The sequence below is a fragment of the Arthrobacter sp. Marseille-P9274 genome, from assembly GCF_946892675.1.
Lineage (GTDB): Bacteria > Actinomycetota > Actinomycetes > Actinomycetales > Micrococcaceae > Crystallibacter.
Genome location: NZ_CAMPOV010000003.1, coordinates 608,853 through 627,133 on the forward strand (window position 1 = coordinate 608,853; position 18,281 = coordinate 627,133).

At 68.9% G+C, this 18,281-nt stretch carries 21 protein-coding genes and 3 tRNA genes; 7 read left to right on the forward strand and 17 right to left on the reverse strand.

Going from position 1 to position 18,281, the window contains the following annotated elements:
• The first annotated feature begins 23 nt into the window (after window positions 1-23).
• The 3 genes from nadE (at window position 24) to OC550_RS20055 (ending at window position 2,545) form a co-directional block, all read left to right on the forward strand.
• Entirely contained in the window at window positions 24-848 is an 825-nt protein-coding gene (nadE, locus tag OC550_RS20045; protein ID WP_262107694.1) for an ammonia-dependent NAD(+) synthetase, read from the forward strand.
• Between the two features lie 63 nt (window positions 849-911).
• Window positions 912-1,715, forward strand: coding sequence for an exodeoxyribonuclease III (locus OC550_RS20050; RefSeq protein ID WP_262107695.1), 804 nt, complete (start codon window positions 912-914; stop codon window positions 1,713-1,715).
• Between the two features lie 2 nt (window positions 1,716-1,717).
• On the forward strand, window positions 1,718-2,545 hold the full coding sequence (locus OC550_RS20055) for a hypothetical protein (RefSeq protein WP_262107696.1): 828 nt from the start codon (window positions 1,718-1,720) through the stop codon (window positions 2,543-2,545).
• Window positions 2,546-2,586: 41 nt separating this feature from the next.
• Here OC550_RS20055 and OC550_RS20060 read toward each other — a convergent pair whose 3' ends face one another.
• From OC550_RS20060 to OC550_RS20130, 15 genes are all read right to left on the reverse strand, one after another.
• A complete protein-coding gene (locus tag OC550_RS20060) occupies window positions 2,587-3,855 on the reverse strand; it encodes an RNA polymerase sigma factor (RefSeq protein ID WP_262107697.1) in 1,269 nt (422 codons plus the stop codon).
• Window positions 3,856-3,880: 25 nt separating this feature from the next.
• Entirely contained in the window at window positions 3,881-4,324 is a 444-nt protein-coding gene (locus OC550_RS20065) for a YciI family protein (RefSeq protein WP_262107698.1), read from the reverse strand.
• Between the two features lie 69 nt (window positions 4,325-4,393).
• Complete coding sequence (locus tag OC550_RS20070) at window positions 4,394-5,518, reverse strand: LacI family DNA-binding transcriptional regulator (protein WP_262107699.1); 1,125 nt, start codon at window positions 5,516-5,518, stop codon at window positions 4,394-4,396.
• Entirely contained in the window at window positions 5,515-6,477 is a 963-nt protein-coding gene (locus OC550_RS20075; protein WP_262107700.1) for a carbohydrate ABC transporter permease, read from the reverse strand. The genes OC550_RS20070 and OC550_RS20075 overlap by 4 nt, the downstream gene beginning before the upstream one ends.
• Entirely contained in the window at window positions 6,474-7,439 is a 966-nt protein-coding gene (locus tag OC550_RS20080; protein WP_262107701.1) for a carbohydrate ABC transporter permease, read from the reverse strand. Before OC550_RS20080 ends, OC550_RS20075 begins: the two co-directional genes overlap by 4 nt.
• A gap of 88 nt (window positions 7,440-7,527) precedes the next feature.
• Window positions 7,528-8,883, reverse strand: coding sequence for an ABC transporter substrate-binding protein (locus OC550_RS20085; RefSeq protein ID WP_262107702.1), 1,356 nt, complete (start codon window positions 8,881-8,883; stop codon window positions 7,528-7,530).
• Window positions 8,884-9,091: 208 nt separating this feature from the next.
• Window positions 9,092-9,703, reverse strand: coding sequence for a hypothetical protein (locus OC550_RS20090; protein ID WP_262107703.1), 612 nt, complete (start codon window positions 9,701-9,703; stop codon window positions 9,092-9,094).
• On the reverse strand, window positions 9,700-10,320 hold the full coding sequence (locus tag OC550_RS20095) for a hypothetical protein (protein WP_262107704.1): 621 nt from the start codon (window positions 10,318-10,320) through the stop codon (window positions 9,700-9,702). The genes OC550_RS20090 and OC550_RS20095 overlap by 4 nt, the downstream gene beginning before the upstream one ends.
• Window positions 10,317-10,694: a hypothetical protein gene (locus OC550_RS20100; protein WP_262107705.1), complete on the reverse strand. Its 378-nt coding sequence runs from the start codon at window positions 10,692-10,694 to the stop codon at window positions 10,317-10,319. The genes OC550_RS20095 and OC550_RS20100 overlap by 4 nt, the downstream gene beginning before the upstream one ends.
• Complete coding sequence (locus tag OC550_RS20105; protein WP_262107706.1) at window positions 10,691-10,882, reverse strand: DUF2273 domain-containing protein; 192 nt, start codon at window positions 10,880-10,882, stop codon at window positions 10,691-10,693. The genes OC550_RS20100 and OC550_RS20105 overlap by 4 nt, the downstream gene beginning before the upstream one ends.
• The gene (locus OC550_RS20110; protein WP_262107707.1) at window positions 10,879-11,418 is read right to left on the reverse strand and encodes an Asp23/Gls24 family envelope stress response protein; all 540 of its coding nucleotides are present in this window, start codon (window positions 11,416-11,418) and stop codon (window positions 10,879-10,881) included. The genes OC550_RS20105 and OC550_RS20110 overlap by 4 nt, the downstream gene beginning before the upstream one ends.
• Before the next feature lie 142 nt (window positions 11,419-11,560).
• Complete coding sequence (locus OC550_RS20115) at window positions 11,561-12,127, reverse strand: hypothetical protein (protein ID WP_262107708.1); 567 nt, start codon at window positions 12,125-12,127, stop codon at window positions 11,561-11,563.
• Between the two features lie 140 nt (window positions 12,128-12,267).
• Window positions 12,268-12,340 (reverse strand) — tRNA-Phe (locus tag OC550_RS20120).
• Between the two features lie 56 nt (window positions 12,341-12,396).
• A tRNA-Asp gene (locus tag OC550_RS20125) sits at window positions 12,397-12,470 on the reverse strand.
• Between the two features lie 83 nt (window positions 12,471-12,553).
• Window positions 12,554-12,626, reverse strand: a tRNA-Glu gene (locus OC550_RS20130).
• A gap of 126 nt (window positions 12,627-12,752) precedes the next feature.
• Between OC550_RS20130 and OC550_RS20135 the strand changes: the two genes are divergently transcribed.
• The 3 genes from OC550_RS20135 (at window position 12,753) to OC550_RS20145 (ending at window position 15,907) form a co-directional block, all read left to right on the forward strand.
• Window positions 12,753-13,112, forward strand: coding sequence for a metallopeptidase family protein (locus OC550_RS20135; protein ID WP_262107785.1), 360 nt, complete (start codon window positions 12,753-12,755; stop codon window positions 13,110-13,112).
• Window positions 13,113-13,114: 2 nt separating this feature from the next.
• Complete coding sequence (locus tag OC550_RS20140; protein ID WP_262107709.1) at window positions 13,115-14,047, forward strand: cation diffusion facilitator family transporter; 933 nt, start codon at window positions 13,115-13,117, stop codon at window positions 14,045-14,047.
• A gap of 264 nt (window positions 14,048-14,311) precedes the next feature.
• The gene (locus tag OC550_RS20145; protein WP_262107710.1) at window positions 14,312-15,907 is read left to right on the forward strand and encodes an NlpC/P60 family protein; all 1,596 of its coding nucleotides are present in this window, start codon (window positions 14,312-14,314) and stop codon (window positions 15,905-15,907) included.
• Between the two features lie 42 nt (window positions 15,908-15,949).
• On the opposite strand, the gene OC550_RS20150 is transcribed toward OC550_RS20145, so the two are convergent.
• Complete coding sequence (locus tag OC550_RS20150; protein ID WP_262107711.1) at window positions 15,950-16,966, reverse strand: universal stress protein; 1,017 nt, start codon at window positions 16,964-16,966, stop codon at window positions 15,950-15,952.
• Window positions 16,967-17,094: 128 nt separating this feature from the next.
• On the opposite strand from OC550_RS20150, the gene OC550_RS20155 reads away from it, so the two are divergent.
• Entirely contained in the window at window positions 17,095-17,637 is a 543-nt protein-coding gene (locus tag OC550_RS20155) for an FAD-dependent monooxygenase (RefSeq protein WP_262107712.1), read from the forward strand.
• 6 nt (window positions 17,638-17,643) lie between these two features.
• On the opposite strand, the gene OC550_RS20160 is transcribed toward OC550_RS20155, so the two are convergent.
• On the reverse strand, window positions 17,644-18,237 hold the full coding sequence (locus OC550_RS20160; protein WP_262107786.1) for a copper resistance CopC family protein: 594 nt from the start codon (window positions 18,235-18,237) through the stop codon (window positions 17,644-17,646).
• Window positions 18,238-18,281: the final 44 nt, after the last annotated feature.

Here is an 18,281-nt window from a genome sequence, read left to right on the forward strand (position 1 = left end):
AGCCAGCCGAGTACGCTGGGCACATGCGTGAACTCCAAGCCACCATCATCGAAGAAATGGGCGTCCTGCCCTCCATCGAACCCGCCGATGAAGTCCGCAAGCGGGTCACGTTCCTCAAGGAGTACTTGAAGGCCACGGGCATGAAGGGCTTCGTGCTCGGCATCAGCGGCGGCCTGGATTCCACCTTGGCCGGCAGGCTAGCCCAGCTGGCCGTCGAAGAGCTGTCGGCTGAAGGCATGGACGCCCAGTTCGTCGCGGTCCGGCTGCCGCACAACGTGCAGCATGACGAGGAGGATGCCCAGGCCGCGCTCCGGTTCATCGCGCCCAAGACGTCCCTGACTTTCAACATCGGCCCGGCGGTCGAGGGTTTCTCGGACGAGTTCCAGAAGGGCACCGGCGAGGGAATCAGCGACTTCGACCGGGGCAACATCAAGGCGCGGGTGCGCATGACCGCGCAGTACGCCCTGGCCGGCCACCACGACCTGCTGGTCCTCGGCACGGACCACGGCGCTGAATCCGTGACCGGGTTCTTCACGAAGTACGGCGACGGCGGCGCCGACGTCCTGCCGCTGTTCGGCCTGAACAAGCGCCAGAACCGCCAGCTGCTGCAACATCTGGGCGCCGAGGAGCGGCTGTACCGGAAGGCACCGACGGCCGACCTGCTGGACGACCAGCCGGGCCGGACCGACGAGGACGAGCTGGGCCTGACCTACGACCAGATCGACGACTACCTCGAGGGCCGCGAGGTGCCCGAGGCAGTCGCGAAGAGCATTGAGCACCGCTACCTGCGGACCCGGCACAAGCGCACCGTGCCCGTGAGCATCTTCGACAAGTGGTGGAAGAGCTGACCCTTCCGCCACAGGCCGGCCGCGGCGCGCTCTATGTCCGGCCGGTTGGGTAACGTAGCAGTTGTGAAGATTGCTACCTGGAATGTGAACTCCATCCGTGCCCGTGCCGACCGCTTGGAACAATGGCTGCTGCGCTCCGACGTCGACGTCGTTGCCATCCAGGAGACCAAGGCCACGGACGAGAACTTCCCGTGGGATCTCTTCGAAAAGAACGGCTACGAGGTGGCCCATTTCGGGCTGAACCAGTGGAACGGCGTCGCCATTGCCTCCCGCGTCGGGCTGGAGGACGTCGAGCGCACGTTCCTGGACCAGCCGCACTTCGGCAAAACCGAGGACGCGGTCCATGCCGAGGCCCGGGCCATAGCGGCCACCTGCGGCGGCGTCCGGGTCTGGAGCCTCTACGTGCCCAACGGCCGCGCCATCGGTGATCCGCACATGCCGTACAAGCTGAAGTGGCTGGATGTGCTCCGCAACAACGCCGCCACCTGGCTGCAGGCGGACCCGGAGGCCCAGATCGTCCTGGCCGGCGACTGGAACATCGCGCCGCGGGACGAGGACGTCTGGGACATCGATCTGTTCCGGCGGGAAGGCTTCACCCACGTCACCGAGCCGGAGCGGGCCGCCTTCCACGCCTTCGAAGAGGCCGGGTTCGTCGACGTCGTCCGCCCCTTCCACCCGGGCCCGGGCGTCTACACGTACTGGGACTACACCCAGCTGCGCTTCCCGAAGAAGCAGGGCATGCGCATCGACTTCCTGCTGGCCTCCCCCGCCCTGGCCAACCGCGTCTCCGGCGCCCTGATCGATCGGGAGGAACGCAAGGGCAAGGGCGCCTCGGACCATGCGCCGGTGATCGTGGAGCTGGACTAGCGATGGCCAGCTTCCCGTACGTCTCCTACCTGCGCGTTTTCGAGCCTCTCGACGCGTTCGCCGATGAGCAGCAGGTGCTCATCATGGACCAGCGCAACCGGGACCGCAATGACACGGAGGAGCTGGACCGAGGGCTGTCGCTGGGCCGGATCACCCGGACGGTGTCCGATCCGTTCCCGCACAGCAGCGACGACCTGGTCAGGGTGCTGCACTACCCCTCGCCCGAAGGCCTGACCACCCCCTACTACTGCCCGAACCAGCTCGCCGTCCGCAGCACGCTTGCCGCCGAATCCATCTCGCACAGCCTGCACAATCCGCTGCTCGGCCTGCTGCTGCCCGAGGCGGCTCGGGACGCGCAGCAGCAGCGGCTGGACCCGGACAGCTTCGCCGACTCGCTGGCCAAGCTGCACACCCGCAGCAGCACCTGGGGCATCCCCTTTGGCTGGTTCGTGCTCTTTCGAGAGGATGACCACACCGAAGTCGTGGAGGGCAAGCACGGCATCGAGACGGTCCGCATCAGCGCGCCGCTGAGCCAGTGCATCGACCGTGCCCGCCACGCCGCGGCGTCGCTGGCCGTCGCCGCGCCCGGGCTGGACCTGCTCGACGAGCTGACCGAGATCACCGAGTGGATGCAGACCTTCACCCTGACGGGCATGCTCGAACTCGATTACGGCCGGGTCGCGGACCTGGTCTATCCGGACGAGTCGCCCGGAGATGTCCAGGCCGGCATCGAATCGCTGGCCGAAGGCGACATGACGGCCGCCGCCGCGGCCTACCGCCGGCTGGCCACCCGCTGGATCAAGATCCGGCAGCTCGCCCGCGCATCCTGACCGGCGAACGACTCACCCTCCTTCCGCCGCGGGCGCCCCAATTACGACGGCGGTGCTCCCCCGGGTGCCGCGCCAGCGGCTTTTCGTTCCAAGGTTTCCCGTGCGCGGTCGTTCCTCGCGAGCGCCGCCGCGACTGCGAACTCGGCGCGGGCTTCTTCCGTCCGCCCGAGCCGGGCCAGGAGTTCTCCCCGCACGCTGGGCAGCAGGTGGGACCCGCGCAGGACCCCTTCGGCGGTGAGCCGGTCCGCGATGGCCAGCCCCGCCGCCGGCCCGGCCGCCATCGACACCGCCACGGCCCGGTTGAGCTCCACGACCGGGCTCGGCGCCAGCCGCCCGAGCGCCTCGTACAGCAGCACGATGCGTGCCCAGTCCGTCTGATCGAAGCGCAGCGCCGTCGCATGGCATGCGGCGATGGCCGCCTGGAGCGCGTAGTTGCCGCGGCCGCGCCCCAGCGAGTCGGCCCGCGCCAGGGCGGCCCGGCCCCGCCGGATCTGGGCATGGTCCCAGCGGCTGCGGTCCTGGTCCGCCAGCAGGACCGGCGCGCCTTCCGGCCCGAGGCGCGCGTCGAACCTCGAGGCCTGGAACTCCATCAGTGCCACCAGGGCGTGGGCCTCGGGTTCGCGCGGAACCAGCCCGGCGAGGACGCGGCCGATCCGCAGCGCCTCGTCGGCGAGGTCCGGACGGAACCACTTGTCCCCGGAGGTGGCGGCGTACCCCTCGGTGAACAGCAGGTACACCACGGCCAGGACCGCTTTGAGCCGCTCGCCCCATTCGTTCGGTTCCGGGGTTTCAAACGGCACGCGGGCCGCGGCGAGCGTCTTCTTGGCCCGCACGATCCGCTGCTGCACGGTGGGCACGGACACGAGGAAGAGCCGGGCGATGTCCTCCGTGGTCAGGCCGCCGACGATGCGCAGGGTCAGGGCCAGCTGCGCCTCGCGCGACAGGACGGGGTGGCAGGCGATGAACACGAGCCGCAGCACGTCGTCGTCCACCGGCTGCCACGCCGTCTCCGTGGCTTCCGCCAGCCCGCGGCCCAATTCGCGGTAATGCTCGTCGAGCCGCTCGGCCCGGCGCCAGGCGTCGATGGCCTTGCGCTTGGCCACCGCCGTGAGCCAGGCTCCCGGGTTGGCCGGCACACCTGATTCCGGCCACTGCGCCAACGCGTCGGCTACTGCCTCCTGGGCGAGGTCCTCGGCCAGCCCGACGTCCCGGGTTGCGCGGGCCAGGCTGGCGACGATCCGGGCGCCCTCGATGCGCCAGAGCGCGTCGAGGCGGCGCCGGATCCCTTCGGCCGCTGATGATTCCGGCATGGCAGTCTCCGCCGGCGGAACGGACCTAGCCGTTCCGGGCGCGCAGCTGCTCTTCCTCCGCGCGCCAGCCTTCTTCCTTCTTGATGTATTCGTTGTCGGCGAAGTCCGCGAAGTCCGCGGCCTCGGTGACGCGCCGGACCTCCAGCTTGACCCCCGATCCCAGCGGGCAGCGGCTCGCCCACTCGATGGCCTCCTCCTTGGAGGAGACCTGGATGATCCAGAAGCCGTTGAACAGCTCGTGGGTTTCACCATAGGGCCCGTCGGAAATGACCGGCGGCTCCTCGGAGAAGTCGACGACAAAGTTCGCGTCCTCGGACACGTCGGCCAGGCCTTCGCCGGCCAGCATGACGCCGGCCTTGATGAGCGACTCGTTGTAGGCACCCATCTTGTTGATCATCTCCTCGAACGGCATGTCCTTGGAGGCGGCGATGGCTTCGTCGGTGCTGCGCATGATGAGCATGTATTTCATGGTTCTCTCCTTGCTGTACGACTTGCTGTACGACTTGCTGGACGAGGGGCGCCGAAGTGCGTCCCTCTACTATGGCGTCGAACGGATGGATCGGAAATCGACAGGACCGCCGAATAACTTTTGGGCCCTCGTTTCCTCGCCGCCGGGGAATGGAGCACCCGGCCGGCGCGAACGGACGTACCCGGCCGGCGGGCCGGTGGAGCGGCGGACAACCAGCCGATGCGGCTGCCAGGGGGGATTGGGCTGCGCGGGGCCGCCGCGCAGTTCGGCCAGCAGCAGTTCGGCCGCGCAGCTGCCCTGCTCCCGCGGATCCTGCCGCACCGTAGTCAGGCCGAGCGGCCCGGAGAAGTCATGGTCGTCGATCCCGATTACGGACAGTTCCTCCGGAACCCGCACGCCACATTCCTGCGCAGCCGCCAGCACACCGAAGGCCATTTCGTCCGAGGAAGCGAACACCGCCGTCGGCCGTTCCCCCGGCACCCCCAGCAGCCGTTCCGCCGCCGCCTTCGCCGCGCCGAACCGGAAATCGCCGAAGACCATCCACTCCGGCCGGACCGGCAGCCCGTGGCGGGCAAGGCTCCGGCGGAAGGCCGCCTCCCGCCGCGCCGGCACGGAGAAATGCACGCCGTGTCCGTCGCCGCCGGCGAGGTAGGCGATCTTCCGGTGCCCCAGCGACACCAGGTGGTCCACCGCATCCCCGGCCGCCGCGGCGTCATCGATGCTCACGTTCCGCAGCCCCTCCACGTAGCCGCCCACCGTGAGGCTCGGGTAGTCCAGCTGCTGCAGCGCCGTCAGCTCCTCCGGCGTGAGCTCCATGCACATCACCAGCAGTGCGTCGATGCGCTTGCGCAGCATTGAACGGTGGAAGACCCGTTCGCGGTTCCGGCCGCTGCCGCCGAGGCTGAACACCGCCAGGTCGTAGCCGGCCGCGCGCAGGGCCCGGTCCACTCCCTCCAGCGCCGCCGCGAAGTACCACTCGTCGATCCGCGGCAGCAGCACCCCCAGGGCCATCGTCCGGCCGGAGGCCAGGTGCGCCGCGGACGACGACGGCACGTACCCGAGTTCCTCGGCCGCGGCCAGCACGCGGTCCCGGGTGGCCGCGGAGACTCCCGGCAGGCCGCGGAGGGCACGGGAGACCGTAGCGGTGGAGACTCCGATGGCCCGGGCGACGCCGTCGATCCCGGTCCCTGTCACCCCTTGAGGCCGCCCGCCATCAGGCCGCGGACAAAGTAGCGCTGGAGCCCGAAGAACACGGCCAGCGGGATGATCATCGAGATGAAGGCGCCTGCCGTCAGCCGGTGCCACTCGTTGCCGCGGGTTCCGGTCAGCTCCGCCAGCCGCTGCGTGATCGGGGCGACGTCGGCCGTCCCGCCGGAGAACACCAGCGCCACCAGCAGGTCGTTCCAGACCCAGAGGAACTGGAAGATCCCGAAGGACGCGATGGCCGGCACGGACAGCGGCAGGATGATCCGCCAGAAGATCGTTGGATGCCCGGCCCCGTCCACCCGCGCGGCCTCGATGACTTCGTTGGGGATCTCGGAGATGAAGTTGTGCAGCAGGAAGATTGCCAGCGGCAGCGCGAAGATCGTGTGCGCGATCCAGAGCTGGGCGTAGCTGCCGGCCGGCAACAGCTGGAACTCGCCGATCTTGAGGTTGATGAAGAGCGAGAGCAGCGGGATCAGTGCCATCTGCAGCGGGACGATCTGGAGGGCAAAGACGAAGATGAACAGCGTGTCCTTGCCGCGGAACCTGCCCCAGGCGAAGATGTAGGCCGCCATGGAGGCGATGACCAGCGGGAAGATGGTCGCCGGGATCACGATGGCCAGAGAGTTGATGAAGTACTGCCCGAGGTTGGGCGAGGAACTGCGTCCGGACGCGAGCACGTCGGCGTAGTTCTCCAAGGTGAACTGGAAATCGCCGAGGAAGGTCCACCAACCGCTGTCCTGGATCCTGTCCTCAGGCCGGAACGAGGAGATCAGGAGGCCGAAGGTGGGGACGGTCCAGAGCGTCGCGATGATGATCGCCGCCGCCGTCGCGCCGCGCGACGTCAGGCGCTGCTTGACCCTCCGGCTGAGCGGCGGACGCGGCGCCTCGATGGCCTCCTCAGTGATGGTCGCGGTGGCCGCGGCCGGGCCTGCTGGGATGGTGCTCATCGGATTTCCCTCTGCTTCTTCAGCTGCCGGGCGTTGTAGACCACCACGGGCAGCACCATCAGGAACAGCACCAGCGCCAGGGCGGCGCCCCTGCCGGGCTCGTTGGCGCGGAAGGCCTGGGTGTACATCTCGTTGGCAATCACGGAGGTCTCGAAGTTGCCGGCCGTCATGGTCCGGACGATGTCGAAGACCTTCAGCGTGCCGATGGTGATGGTGGTGACGACGACGATCAGCGCCCCGCGGATCGACGGGATGGTGATGTTGCGGAACTGCTGCCACGGGCTCGCCCCGTCCAGCCGGGCGGCCTCCACGATCTCCATCGGAATGCCCTTGATCGCCGCGGACAGGATGACCATGGCGAAGCCCGTCTGGATCCAGATCATGACCGCGATCAGGAAGAACGTGTTTTCCGGAGCGTCGAGCAGGAACTGCTTGGGTTCGCCGCCGGCCCAGACCAGCAGTTGGTTCAGCAGGCCGATCTGGTCCTGCTCGCCGCCGCGGTAGGCGTACACGAACCGCCAGATCACGCCGGCACCGACCATCGAGATGGCCATCGGCATGAACACCAGCGCCTTGAGCGCCTTCTCTCCGCGCGCCCGGTCGATGAAAACCGCATACGCCAGCCCCACGGCCGTCGACAGCAGCGGCACCAGCACCACCCACAGCAGGGTGTTGCGCAGCGTAACCAGCGCCTCCGGCTGGGTGAACATCCAGACGAAGTTGTCCAGGCCGTTCGGTTCCCCGCTGCTGTTCGTGAACGCCAGGAACGTGGTCTGCACGGCCGGGCCCACCAGCCCGACGGCCAGCAGCACCGCCGCCGGGGCCAGGAACCCGATGATGGTCGCCTTGTCCCGGAAGGACTTCGGCGCGCGGTCCACGAGCAGCATGATCAGGCCGATGACGGCGGCAAAGACGGCCAGCGCGACGCCGACCTGGACGAATTTCTCGCCAAAGTCTTCCATGGGGCAACCTCCTTGGTGCCGGCAGCTAACGACGACGGGGGCCGGCCCGGTCCCGCACGGGAACCGGACCGGCCGCACTCGTCAGCGGCTACTCTTTGGGCCAGCTGGATTCGATCGAGTCCAGCACCTGTTCGGTGGAGGCACCGTTGATCCATTCGACGATGCCGCCCCAGAAGGAGTTGGCGCCGACGGCGCCGGGCATCAGGTCGGAGGCGTCGAACCTGAACACCGTGTTCTCGTCCTGCAGCAGCTCAATCGACTGCTTGTCCAGCGGGTTCTGCGCCAACGAGGCATCCAGGCCCTTGTTCGCGCTGATCGCCGCGCCCTGCCGGACCCGGTTGTTGGCGAAGTCGGCCGAGGCCATGTACTGCTGGAAGGCCTTCACCTCGTCGCGGTCAGCATAGGCTGCCACGAATTCGCCGCCGCCGGTGATCGCTCCGGCTCCTGCCTCCTGGCCCGGGGTAATGAACGCCCACACGTCGCCGTCCTCGGCCACGTTGGTGCCGTCCGGCCAGTTGGCGGCCTGGAAGGTCGCCTGGTGGTGCATGGCGCAGCTGCCGTCGAGGACGGGCTGGCCGCCCTCTTCCACGGTGGTGGACAGGATGGAGCGGGTGTCGCCGAAGCCGCCGTTGACATAGTCCTCGTTCTTCACGATGGAACCGACGGCGTCGAAGGCCTTCGCGATCTGCGGGTCATTGAACGGAATCTCGTGGTTGATCCACTGGTCGTAGACCTCCGGGCCGGCCTGCCGCAGCACCACGTCTTCGATCCAGTCGGTGCCCGCCCAGCCGGTGGCCTCACCGGCCTCGAATCCGGCGCACCAGGGCTTCATGCTGCCCTCGTCGGCGATGGTCTTGGTCAGGGCCATCATCTCGTCCCAGGTCTTCGGAACCTCCCAGCCCTTCTCCTTGAAGGTGGCCGGCACGTACCAGATGTAGCCCTTGACGCTGGCCAGCATCGGCGCAGCGTAGAAGGTGCCGTCCACGGTGCCGTAGCTCTTCCAGTCCTCCGACCAGTTCTCGTCGACGAGTGCTTCGACCTCGGCCGGCGCGGGCTTCAGGTAGCCGGCCTTGGCGTGCTGGGACAGCAGGCCCGGCTGCGGGATGATCGCGATGTCCGGCGGATTGCCGGCCTTGGCGCGCACGCCAATCTGCGTCTCGAATTCGTTGGACCCCTCGTAGACCACGTCGACGCCGGTGCACGCCTCGAAGTCCACCCAGGAATCCTCCAGCCGCTCGGCCTCCAGGTCGGTGATGGTCGAGTAGACGCTGACCTCCTTGGAGTCGAACGTCCCGTAGCTTTCGTAGGCGGCGCAGTCCGCGGCGGCCTCGCTGCCGCCTTGGCCTTCATTGGATCCGCTGCCGCCGCAGGCGGAGAGTGCCAGGGTCAGCGCGCTGACCGCGGCCAGCGGCAGGACCCCCCTCTTGGTGCGAGAAATTCCCATGGTGTTCCCCCTTGGTCAGGCGGCTCGGGCGTCCGCACAGGGCGGACCCGTGCCCCCGGTTAGGCATCGAGTAGCGCCAACGTAAACGTTTACGCTCGTCGCCGACAAGGGGCTGGCCGCGCCCGAGGACCATCGATACACAATCGTGACCCGAATCACAAAAACGATTCAGCAACCCGCGGCCGGATAAAGGTACGTGCGGCGGGACTCAGTGCACGCGGTCGCCGCGGCCGAGCCGGGTGCGGGCGCTGGCGCCGATGCTGACCACCACGGGAATTTGCCGGCCGAGCACCAGCTCCAGTGCCTCGATCTGGTCGGAGATCTGCTCGGCCAGGACCTGCGGCGCCACCCCCTTGCGCGGCAGCACCTTGACCCGAAGGCCGGGCATGCCACGGTATTCGTAGGTCGCGACCGTCGCATGCACGATGTCCGTGCGCTCGGCCAGGGCACCCCTGAGCGCCTGCTCCGCCAGCGCGCCGCTCAGGGCCACCGAGCCGGGGCCCCCGTCGTCGACGTCGTCCGCGGCCAAGGTGCTGGCCCGGCCCCTGCCCTGCTGCGCAATCCACACGATCATCCCGAGCAGCACCAGCAGCGTCGCCAGCGCGAGGACGATCCAGAGCCAGCTGTCGCGCTGGCCCGGCAGCGTGGTGGCGACCAGGAGACTCTCGACGGCGGCGCCGGCGCGTTCCGTGGTGAGTCGCCACCAGCCGGACAGCCCGGGCACGGCCGCGAGGGCCACGGCCAGGCCGCCTGCGAGCGCCAGCGCCAGGCCGATGATCGCCAGCAGGATCCGATTGAGCGTCCGCGGGGTTTGGTTCACTGGCCCACCACCCCCGAGCTGGAGACGTGGACCCGGACCTCGGGCATCGGCTCGATCCGGGTCCGGAGCAGTTCGTCTTCGACCACGCCCTGCACCAGCGCTTCATCGACGGGCATTCCGGAGGTGGGGCGCAGCTGCACCTCCACCAGGTTCCGGGAGACGGTGACCAGGACCTGTTCGCGCGAGACGTTGGCCGCGGTTCGGGCACGCCGGGCCAGGGAGGAGGCGATGACTTCACTGTCGGCCACCACGATGCCGCGTCGGCTGGGGATCCGGTGCCGGTGCAGCCGGCCCGGAAGCACCGCCTTGAGGAAAAAGACCAGCCCGACGAACAGGAGCAGGAGCCCGGACGTACCGAGGATGAGCGGCTGGACGTTCCCAGGCAGCTGGTGCACCCACGCCGCGGCATCCCGGGGATCCACCAGCCAGTACGGTTGCCCGACGGCCTTGAGCAGTGCCTCCAGGAGGACGACCAGGCAGAGGCCGCCCACCAGCACTGCGGCGACGATGGACGCGGCCGCCCGGGAGCTGTGCAGTTCGCGGGCGGTAAGCCGGTCCCGGAACCGCTCGGGTGCGGCCTGCTCCTGAGGCACCTCTTCGTAGTGGGCCTGCGTCACCGTACCCGTCCTCCGTCCTGGATCCGGGCTCCGGTCACGCGGATGTCCACGCGGCTCAGCGCCGAGCCGGTCAGCTCCGCTATCCGGGCCAGGATCTCGCCCCTGGCTGCATGCACGCGCTCCCAGACCGAGCCCCCGAAGCGGTCGACCAGCAGCGGATCGTGCAGCACCCGGTCGAGCGAAGGAATGCCGATCGGCAGCGCCAGCGACAGGGCCAGCGCGCCGCGGTCATCGCGCCACACGGCCCGGACAAGGTCCGGGGCAACCCCCAGCACCTCGGACGCCACGCCCTGGGCGGTACTGGTGAGCGCCTGGGTGCTGACCCGGTTGTGGCCGGAGAACGTCGTCCTGCGGCCGGTGTCCGCGGCGGTCATGAAGAGGAACGGCGTCCGGTCAGCGCATCCCGCACGCTGCGCAGGTCCAGTTTGCCCTCGGCCACCCGGCCAAGCAGGCCGCCGATGAGCAGGAACACGGCCATCAGCAGGAAGCCCCAGAAACCGTAGACCAGCGCGGCCCAGGCCAGGGCCGCGCCCGCCGCCATTCCGATTGCGGTGTAGCTCATGGCTGGCTTGCCTCCCGTGCGGGCCTGTCCGTCACCGACCGGGCGTCCCCCAGCCCGGGCACGTGCACGTCGTTGATTTCGACATTGACCTCAATGACGTCCAGCCCGACGAACTCCTCCACGGCCGCATAGACCGCGGCGCGCACCTTGTTGGCCAGCTGCTGCAGCGGCACGCCGTACACCGCCACGAGGTTGATGTCCACGGCGACCTGGGTCTGGCCGACCTCGACGCGGACTCCCTGCCCGATGTCGCTGCCGCCGACCGCGTCCCGCAGCGCGCTGAGGGCACGCGCCGTGCCAGTGCCGAGCGCGTACACCCCCTGGACGTTGCGGGCGGCCACGGCGGCGACCTTCGCGACCGCGGTATCGGAGATGGTGGTCCGGCCGGGCGCCGCCGGGGTGCCCGCATCGAGGGAAGTATCGACGGCGAGACCGGGCTCGGGGGCAACGGCCGCGGCGGCTGCCGTGCTGGCCGTCGCCCCGGTGCGTGCTGTAGCTGCCGGGGCCGTCGGGTCCGCTGGTACGGTACCGCCCACGGCCGGACGGTAAGCCGGCGGTCCTCCCGCCGGAAGCTTCCGGTCCTCCATCTGGTCTCCACTTCGCCTGGCGGGGTACGAACCTCCCGCGACTGTCGTCTGCTGCAAGCCTAATGCCAATGTACGACGGCGGCGGGCGGCCTCAGAAGCTGCAGTGGGTATCCAGCCAGTCGTCCAGGGGTTCGAGCGCATCCTGGAACGCCTCGTAATCGAATTCTTCCAGCCCGTCGTGCTTGCCGATTTCGGCCCGCACCTCCCCCAGCGGCTCGCGCAGTTCCGCCGGCGCGTCCTTCGCCAGCTCGCGGACCTCGGCTTCCAGATCCTGCAGTTGCTCTTCATCCACGCCGGAGAACAGGTTCAGTGGTGCGAGGGTGATCACCGCGACGCCCCCCGCGAGTGCGGCACACGCCTCGGTAGCCGACGCGTAGGAACCCCACTGCTCGCCGTCGTCTTTAGCCGGTATCTGGGTCGCAGAATTCGCCGTTCCACCCTCCGGCTGCAGGGTCTTCCCCTCCGGCAACACCGAAGGTACGTCCGAGCCCGGAGTTCCGGCCGGCTGCGACGCCTGGCTTGCTACTTCGCCCGCGCTCGTATTCTCCGCTCCGGTGCATGCCGACAGGGCCAGCATCCCGGCTGCGGCCAGCGCTACCGCGGCAAACGAGAGGGGGCGGTTCAGGCGCGATCTCCCCGAATTTTCCCTTTCCACCACCCCAACAGGCTACTGCCGAAGGCTGGGAACTACATGGGAACGTTTCAGTGCGGATTGCCGGATAACAACCCCGGACTACAGGAAAAGGGCCGGCACGAAAAAGGTCCCCGCCTCATAGAGGCGGGGACCTTCTCAAAGTGTGGCTCCGACCGGCGTCGATCCGGTGACCTTTCGATTTTCAGTCGAACGCTCTACCAACTGAGCTACAGAGCCTGGGAACATCTGCCGATGATCACCGAGGCTTCCGAACCGCGTCCGGAAACCTTCAGCGACCCTGACGGGACTTGAACCCGCGACCTCCGCCGTGACAGGGCGGCGCGCTAACCAACTGCGCTACAGGGCCTCGTTTTTACAAGCATCCATCCTATCAGGCTTTCGGAGCGGTTTTTACCACTTCCTCCTGCCGGAGCCGGATGGCTTCCTGCGTACCCCCAACGGGATTCGAACCCGTGCCGCCGCCGTGAAAGGGCGGTGTCCTAGGCCGCTAGACGATGGGGGCTTCTAGGACCACATTGGCGTTTCCCGCTGTGGACTCTAAAACTATAGGGCCTACCGGAGCAAAATGCCAAAACGGGCAAAAAACGGCGGCGGGGCGGCCGGTAGAGTCTTGAATGTGCCCATCGACATGCCGCTGCCGGAATTCGAGGATGCAGTCAACGACGCGATTGACCGCATCCCGGAAGAGATCGCGCGCGAGATGACGAACGTGGGCATCTTCGTGCAAGAGGAGTACGAGCCGCAGGCTTGGGAGGACCCGGAGACGGAGCTCCTGGGCCTCTACGAGGGAACGCCACTGACCGAGCGGGACCACTGGTGGGAAGCCGGCTCGCTGCCGGACCGGATCACCGTCTTCCGCGGTCCGATCCTGCGGATGTGCGAGTCACGCGAGGAAGTCGTCCACGAGGTCCTGGTCACCGTAATCCACGAGGTGGCCCACCACTTCGGCATCGCGGACGAGCGGCTGCACGAGCTGGGCTGGGGCTGACCATGGGACACGGACACAGCCACGGCATTCACGGGCACGCCCAGGGCACGGCCACGGGACGGCACCGCCGCAAACTCGTCTGGGTCGTCTGCATCACACTCGGCGTGGTGGTGGTCCAGGTCGCCGGCGCCCTGCTCTCGGGCTCCTTGGCGCTGTTGGCCGATGCGGGCCACATGCTCTCCGACGCGGCGGGCGTCTTCATAGCGCTGATGGCGGCCTGGATCGCCACGCAGCCGCCGACGGACAAGCGCACCTACGGCTACCAGCGGGCCGAGGTCCTGGCCGCGCTGCTCAACGCGGTGGTGCTGGTGGTGATCGCCGTCGTTATATTCACCGAGGCGATTCGGCGCCTGGGCCAGACCCCGGAGATCCAGACCGGAACGATGCTGCTGGCGGCCACCGCCGGCGCGGTGGCCAACCTGGTCTGCCTGCTGATCCTGCAGGGCGGCCGGAAGGAGAGCCTCAATGTCCGCGGCGCCTACCTGGAGGTGCTCGGGGACCTCCTCGGCTCGGTGGCGGTGATCGCCGCCGGCGTGGTGATCGCGGTGACTGGCTATACCCAGGCGGACACCGTGGCCTCCGTGCTGATAGCGGTGCTGATCCTGCCGCGGGCATGGAGCCTGCTGCGCGACGTGGTGAACGTGCTGCTCGAGGCAACCCCGGAGAACGTGGATGTGGCGCAGGTCCGCGAGCACATCATGTCGGCCGAGGGCGTGGTCGACGTCCACGACATCCACATCTGGACCATCACCTCCGGCGTGCCGGTCTTCTCGGCGCATGTCGTGGTCGAGGACGAGACGCTGCACGCCGAAGGCATCGACCATGTGCTGGACCGGCTGTCAGCCTGCATGGGCAGCCACTTCGACACCGACCACTGCACCTTCCAGGTCGAACCCGTCTCGCACGCCAACCACGAGCTGCGCCACCACGACTAAGCGGCCGCCTATCCGCCGGCTCGGCGTCCCGAGACGCCGGATTCCGACACGCCGCAACAAATGCGACAAAAGTACACAGATGTTATTTACGGTGCCAGAGGGACGATTGTTGCCAATGTGACAGTTGATGCATATCCTCAGAGAGTTGTGAGTGCAGTCCGGCCTCCTGCCAGCGCCCTGCGGCGCGGTCCGGCCGGTCCGGTTCCGTAACCGTCGGCTCCTTTGGGGGGAGCGCGTGCATTCCACGCTCGCGTAAGGACTTTGATGAGGCTGTCTTCCCGCACGCCGTGCTCCGCCTGGCGACGTACGACGACGGTGCGTGCCGCCGCCGCGGTGGCGACCGCCGTCGTCATTCTCTCCGCCGCCCAGCTGCCCGCAGCGCTGGCCGCCCCCGCTGGCCGGCTCCCGGTGGTCTCGACTGCTGGCCTGGGCATTCCGCTACAGCCGTCGGCGCCAAGCGCGCGGGAGATCGACGCGGCGAAGGGCGATGCCAAGACGACCCAGGCACTGGTCGACCGGATCGAGGAGCAGCTTCGGACCGCCACCGCCGACCTGGAGTCGGCCCGCTTCGAGGCCACCGAACTGCAGAACACCTACAGCGTCGCCCTGCTTGAGCAGCAGGAGCGCCGGGATGAACTCGCCGACGCCCGCGGGAAGGCCCGTCAGGCCGCCGAATACTTCGAATCCGTGAAAGGCCAGGTCGGCCAGCTGGCCGGCGAGCTCTATCGCAACGGCGGGGTCAATCCCGTGGTGACGTCGATTCTGGACAGCAGCAACGCCGACGACGTGCTGTACCGGGCTTCCACCATGGACGCCCTCGCCGCGAACCGCTCGCAGACCCTGGATTCCGCCGCCCAGGCGGCATCGCTTTGGGCGGAATGGGAACTCTATGTCTCCCGCGCGGAGGAGGCCGCCGACGACGCTTCCGTGGCGGCCAGCGCGGCTGAATCCAGCGCCAAAGCCGCCAGCGATGCCCAGGCGGAGCTGGTGGCGCGGCAGGAGGACCAGCGTCGGGGCCTACTAGAGCATCTGGCCGAGTTGCGCGAGACCAGCGTCAAGGAAGAGGACCGTCGGATCGCGGCGCTGGAAGACGCCGAGCGCGAAAGGAAGCTGCAGGCGCTGATCGAGGAGTCCGAGCGGCAGGCCGCAGCAGCCCCGCAGGCGTCGGCCTCCCCGGCGCAGCCCGCTGCGCCGGCCGCTGTGCCGGCCGCCGTGGTCCCCGCCAGCCGGGACATCACACCCGTGCAGACCGCACCGTCGCGGCCGGCTGCCGCACCCGCGCCCGCACCTCCAGCTCCCGCCGCTCCCGCGCGGCCGGCCACCCCGGCGGCGCAGCCGAGTTCCCGGCCCGCTCCCCCGCCGGCTCCGCCCGCACCCGAGCCGGAGCCCGCTCCGGCTCCAGCCCCTGCTCCTGCACCGAAGCCGGCGCCGAAGCCCCAGCCCGTCGTGACGCCGAAGCCGGCTCCGGCACCAGCCCTGAACTACTCGCTGGCGCAGACGGCGATCAACTACGCCGTCGGCAAGGCCAGCAACAAGAAGTCCTTCTACCAGTGGGCCGGCAACGGGCCGTGGGGCTTCGACTGCTCCGGGCTGACCCAGCAGGCCTTCGGCGCGGCCGGCCAGTGGATTCCGCGCACGGCGACGGCCCAGTACACGCAGGCACCGCACAAGGTTCCGCTATCCCAGCTGCAGGCCGGCGACCTGGTCTTCTGGGGCACGGAGGGCAACTTCTGGCACGTGGCGATCTACCTCGGCAACGGCCAGGTGGTGCACGCGATGAACCCGAACGACGGCCTGCGGGTCACGCCGATCGGCTACATGTACGGGACCCTGCACACGTTCGGCGCGCGCTGGAGCTAGGGCTTCCGCAGGCCCGGCCCGTGGAAGCCCTGGCTTCCGGGGTCAGGCCTCGTCCGGCAGCGAGCCGAACTTCTTGCGGTCCTCCAGCCGGGAATCGTGCACGTCCGGGACCACCATGACCGGGCCGCGGGCGTGGTGGAGCACTCCCTGGCTGGTGGAGCCGAGCAGCATGCCGGCGAAGCCTCCGCGGCCGCGCGTGCCCATGACCAGCAGTTCGGCCTTGCCGGTTGCTTCGATCAGCAGTTCCACCGGCGCCCCGTCCTGGACTTCGCCGGTGATCTGCAGCCGCGGGAAATGGCTGGAGAGCCAGGCGACGCCCGCATCGAGTTGTGCCTGGATGTCTGCGTAGAGGGCCTCGCGGTCCAGCGGTGCCGGCACCCAGGCCAGCGATCCGGTGAACGGCGGCAGCGCGCAGACAACACGCAGCGGCAGGCCCCAGCGGGCGGCCTGCTCGGCGGCCACGAGCGTAGCCGCGCGGGCCTGCTCCGAACCGTCGACGCCGACCAGCACAACCTTCTCGACGTCCTCCGGGCGCACCGGGGCTTCCCTGGTTTTGGGCGGTTCGATGTCCACGCCCTCGAGCCGGGACGCACAGGACAGCGGGATCGTCACGGAGGGACACTTGGCGTGGGCGGGGACGGCGCTGCTGACGGAACCCAGCAGGCGGCCCATGAATCCGCCGCGGCCGCGGGTGCCCACCACCACCAGTTCGGCCTGCTCGGACAGTTCGAGCAGCACGCCGGCTGCGTCCCCGGTCTCGACGCTGCCGAGGACCTCGACGTCCGTTCCCCTGACCCTGGCCACGGCCTGCTCGAGTACCGCCTCCGCCCCTTCGCGGATCACGGCGTCATCGAGTGTCGCGTAGCCGGCATCCATGCTGGAGGCGGCGAAGACGGGCACGGTGTAGGCGGTAACGACATGAAGCGGGACGCGGCGCTGGCGGGCCTCGCGGGCGGCCCAGGCGAGGGCGCAGTAACTCTGGTCCGAGCCGTCGACCCCCACCACGATTCCTCGGCGTTCCAGGTTGCCGCGGGCACCACCGGATGTTGCTTCTGTCATTGCTTCCGCCTCCCTCGAGTATGGGCAATGGCTGCGTCGCCAAGTACTTTCAGCTTACTGCCGCGGACACGGTCTTCCCACGTCCCGCACGGTTGGGAAGACCGCGCGGACGTTGTACGGTGTTTGCTGTGTCTGCAGCAGAAGCACCAATCGAGTCCACCACCACGGTGGTCATAGGAGCCGGTCTGCCCGGCCTCGCCGTCGCCAGTGAACTCAGCCGCCACGGGATTCCGTCGGTCGTGCTCGAGGGGATGGGGCGGGCTCCCCGCCGGCGGGCCGGCGTACCCGACTCGGCCGCCATCACGGAACGCTCCGAGCTGCTGCGGCTGCTGCGCGGCTACGCCTCCAGCCACGCCCTTGACGTGCGGCACAGCACGGTGGCCCGGAGCGTCAAGCGCGGCGGCGCCGGCAGCCAGTGGGTGATCCAGACGGAACTGGGCGTGCTGCGGGCCGATTCGCTGGTCATCACCGACTGCCCGCAGAACCAGGTGCGCCGCTTCCTGCGCAGCGCCGGCATCTCCTCGGGGCTGGACATCGTGGCCTCGCTGAAGGCGCTCGGCATCTACCTGGTGGGCGTGACGGAACTGCTGGCGCCGAGCACGCGGGAGATCATCCGGCAGGCCAAGGTGGTCAGCGACTCGATCGCCGGCGGCCGCCTGCTGCTGGCCTGAGCCCCGCTACTCCTCGTCGCGGCCCAGGCGGCGCTTGGCCATCACCCCGATAACGACCGCGAGCACCACCAGCACGGCGGCCATGGCGACCACGCTCCACGGCACGGACTGGCCGGCCACCTCGGTACCCGGTTCCTTGACCGGATTCGCTTCGCCGGTCTCCAGCGGCTGGGGCGTGCCCGCACCCGCGCCCGGAGCGGTCGAGGGTCCGGGAGTGCTGCCCGCGCCCACGGTGAACCCGAAGGTTCCCTCGATCGGATGCGAGTCGGAGGAGACCACGCGCCAGTTGACGGTGTAGCTGCCGGCCGGGGCGCCGTCCTTGACCGGCTGGGTGACGCGCTTGTCCAGGATCTGCACATCGCCCTCGGCCCAGTCGGTGCCGGAGCTGTCCATGATCTGCACCACGGAACCCAGCGCGACGGGAACTCCCGTGAAGTCGAGCGTGACGCCGTCGGGCATCTTGTCCAGTCTTTCGCCCTGTTCCGGGGCATGGCCCGCCAGCTCGTCATGCGCCTGTGCGGCGGCAGCAGGAAAAAGCACGAGGGCGGCAGCCAGGAGCGCTGCCAGCAGGTACCGGGCGGCAGCCGGAATACTCTTCATCACGCCTCCAGCCTACGACGAGGGTTAAGATTCAGGGGAACTTC

Bases quoted from the DNA above. Each gene is read 5' to 3' on its own strand.
- nadE (WP_262107694.1), top strand. From the start codon at position 24: ATGCGTGAACTCCAAGCCACCATCATCGAAGAAATGGGCGTCCTGCCC.
- OC550_RS20055 (WP_262107696.1), top strand. From the start codon at position 1,718: ATGGCCAGCTTCCCGTACGTCTCCTACCTGCGCGTTTTCGAGCCTCTC.
- OC550_RS20060 (WP_262107697.1), bottom strand. From the start codon at position 3,855: ATGCCGGAATCATCAGCGGCCGAAGGGATCCGGCGCCGCCTCGACGCG.
- OC550_RS20065 (WP_262107698.1), bottom strand. From the start codon at position 4,324: ATGAAATACATGCTCATCATGCGCAGCACCGACGAAGCCATCGCCGCC.
- OC550_RS20075 (WP_262107700.1), bottom strand. From the start codon at position 6,477: ATGAGCACCATCCCAGCAGGCCCGGCCGCGGCCACCGCGACCATCACT.
- OC550_RS20080 (WP_262107701.1), bottom strand. From the start codon at position 7,439: ATGGAAGACTTTGGCGAGAAATTCGTCCAGGTCGGCGTCGCGCTGGCC.
- OC550_RS20085 (WP_262107702.1), bottom strand. From the start codon at position 8,883: ATGGGAATTTCTCGCACCAAGAGGGGGGTCCTGCCGCTGGCCGCGGTC.
- OC550_RS20100 (WP_262107705.1), bottom strand. From the start codon at position 10,694: ATGACCGCCGCGGACACCGGCCGCAGGACGACGTTCTCCGGCCACAAC.
- OC550_RS20105 (WP_262107706.1), bottom strand. From the start codon at position 10,882: ATGAGCTACACCGCAATCGGAATGGCGGCGGGCGCGGCCCTGGCCTGG.
- OC550_RS20135 (WP_262107785.1), top strand. From the start codon at position 12,753: ATGCCGCTGCCGGAATTCGAGGATGCAGTCAACGACGCGATTGACCGC.
- OC550_RS20140 (WP_262107709.1), top strand. From the start codon at position 13,115: ATGGGACACGGACACAGCCACGGCATTCACGGGCACGCCCAGGGCACG.
- OC550_RS20145 (WP_262107710.1), top strand. From the start codon at position 14,312: ATGAGGCTGTCTTCCCGCACGCCGTGCTCCGCCTGGCGACGTACGACG.
- OC550_RS20150 (WP_262107711.1), bottom strand. From the start codon at position 16,966: ATGACAGAAGCAACATCCGGTGGTGCCCGCGGCAACCTGGAACGCCGA.
- OC550_RS20160 (WP_262107786.1), bottom strand. From the start codon at position 18,237: ATGAAGAGTATTCCGGCTGCCGCCCGGTACCTGCTGGCAGCGCTCCTG.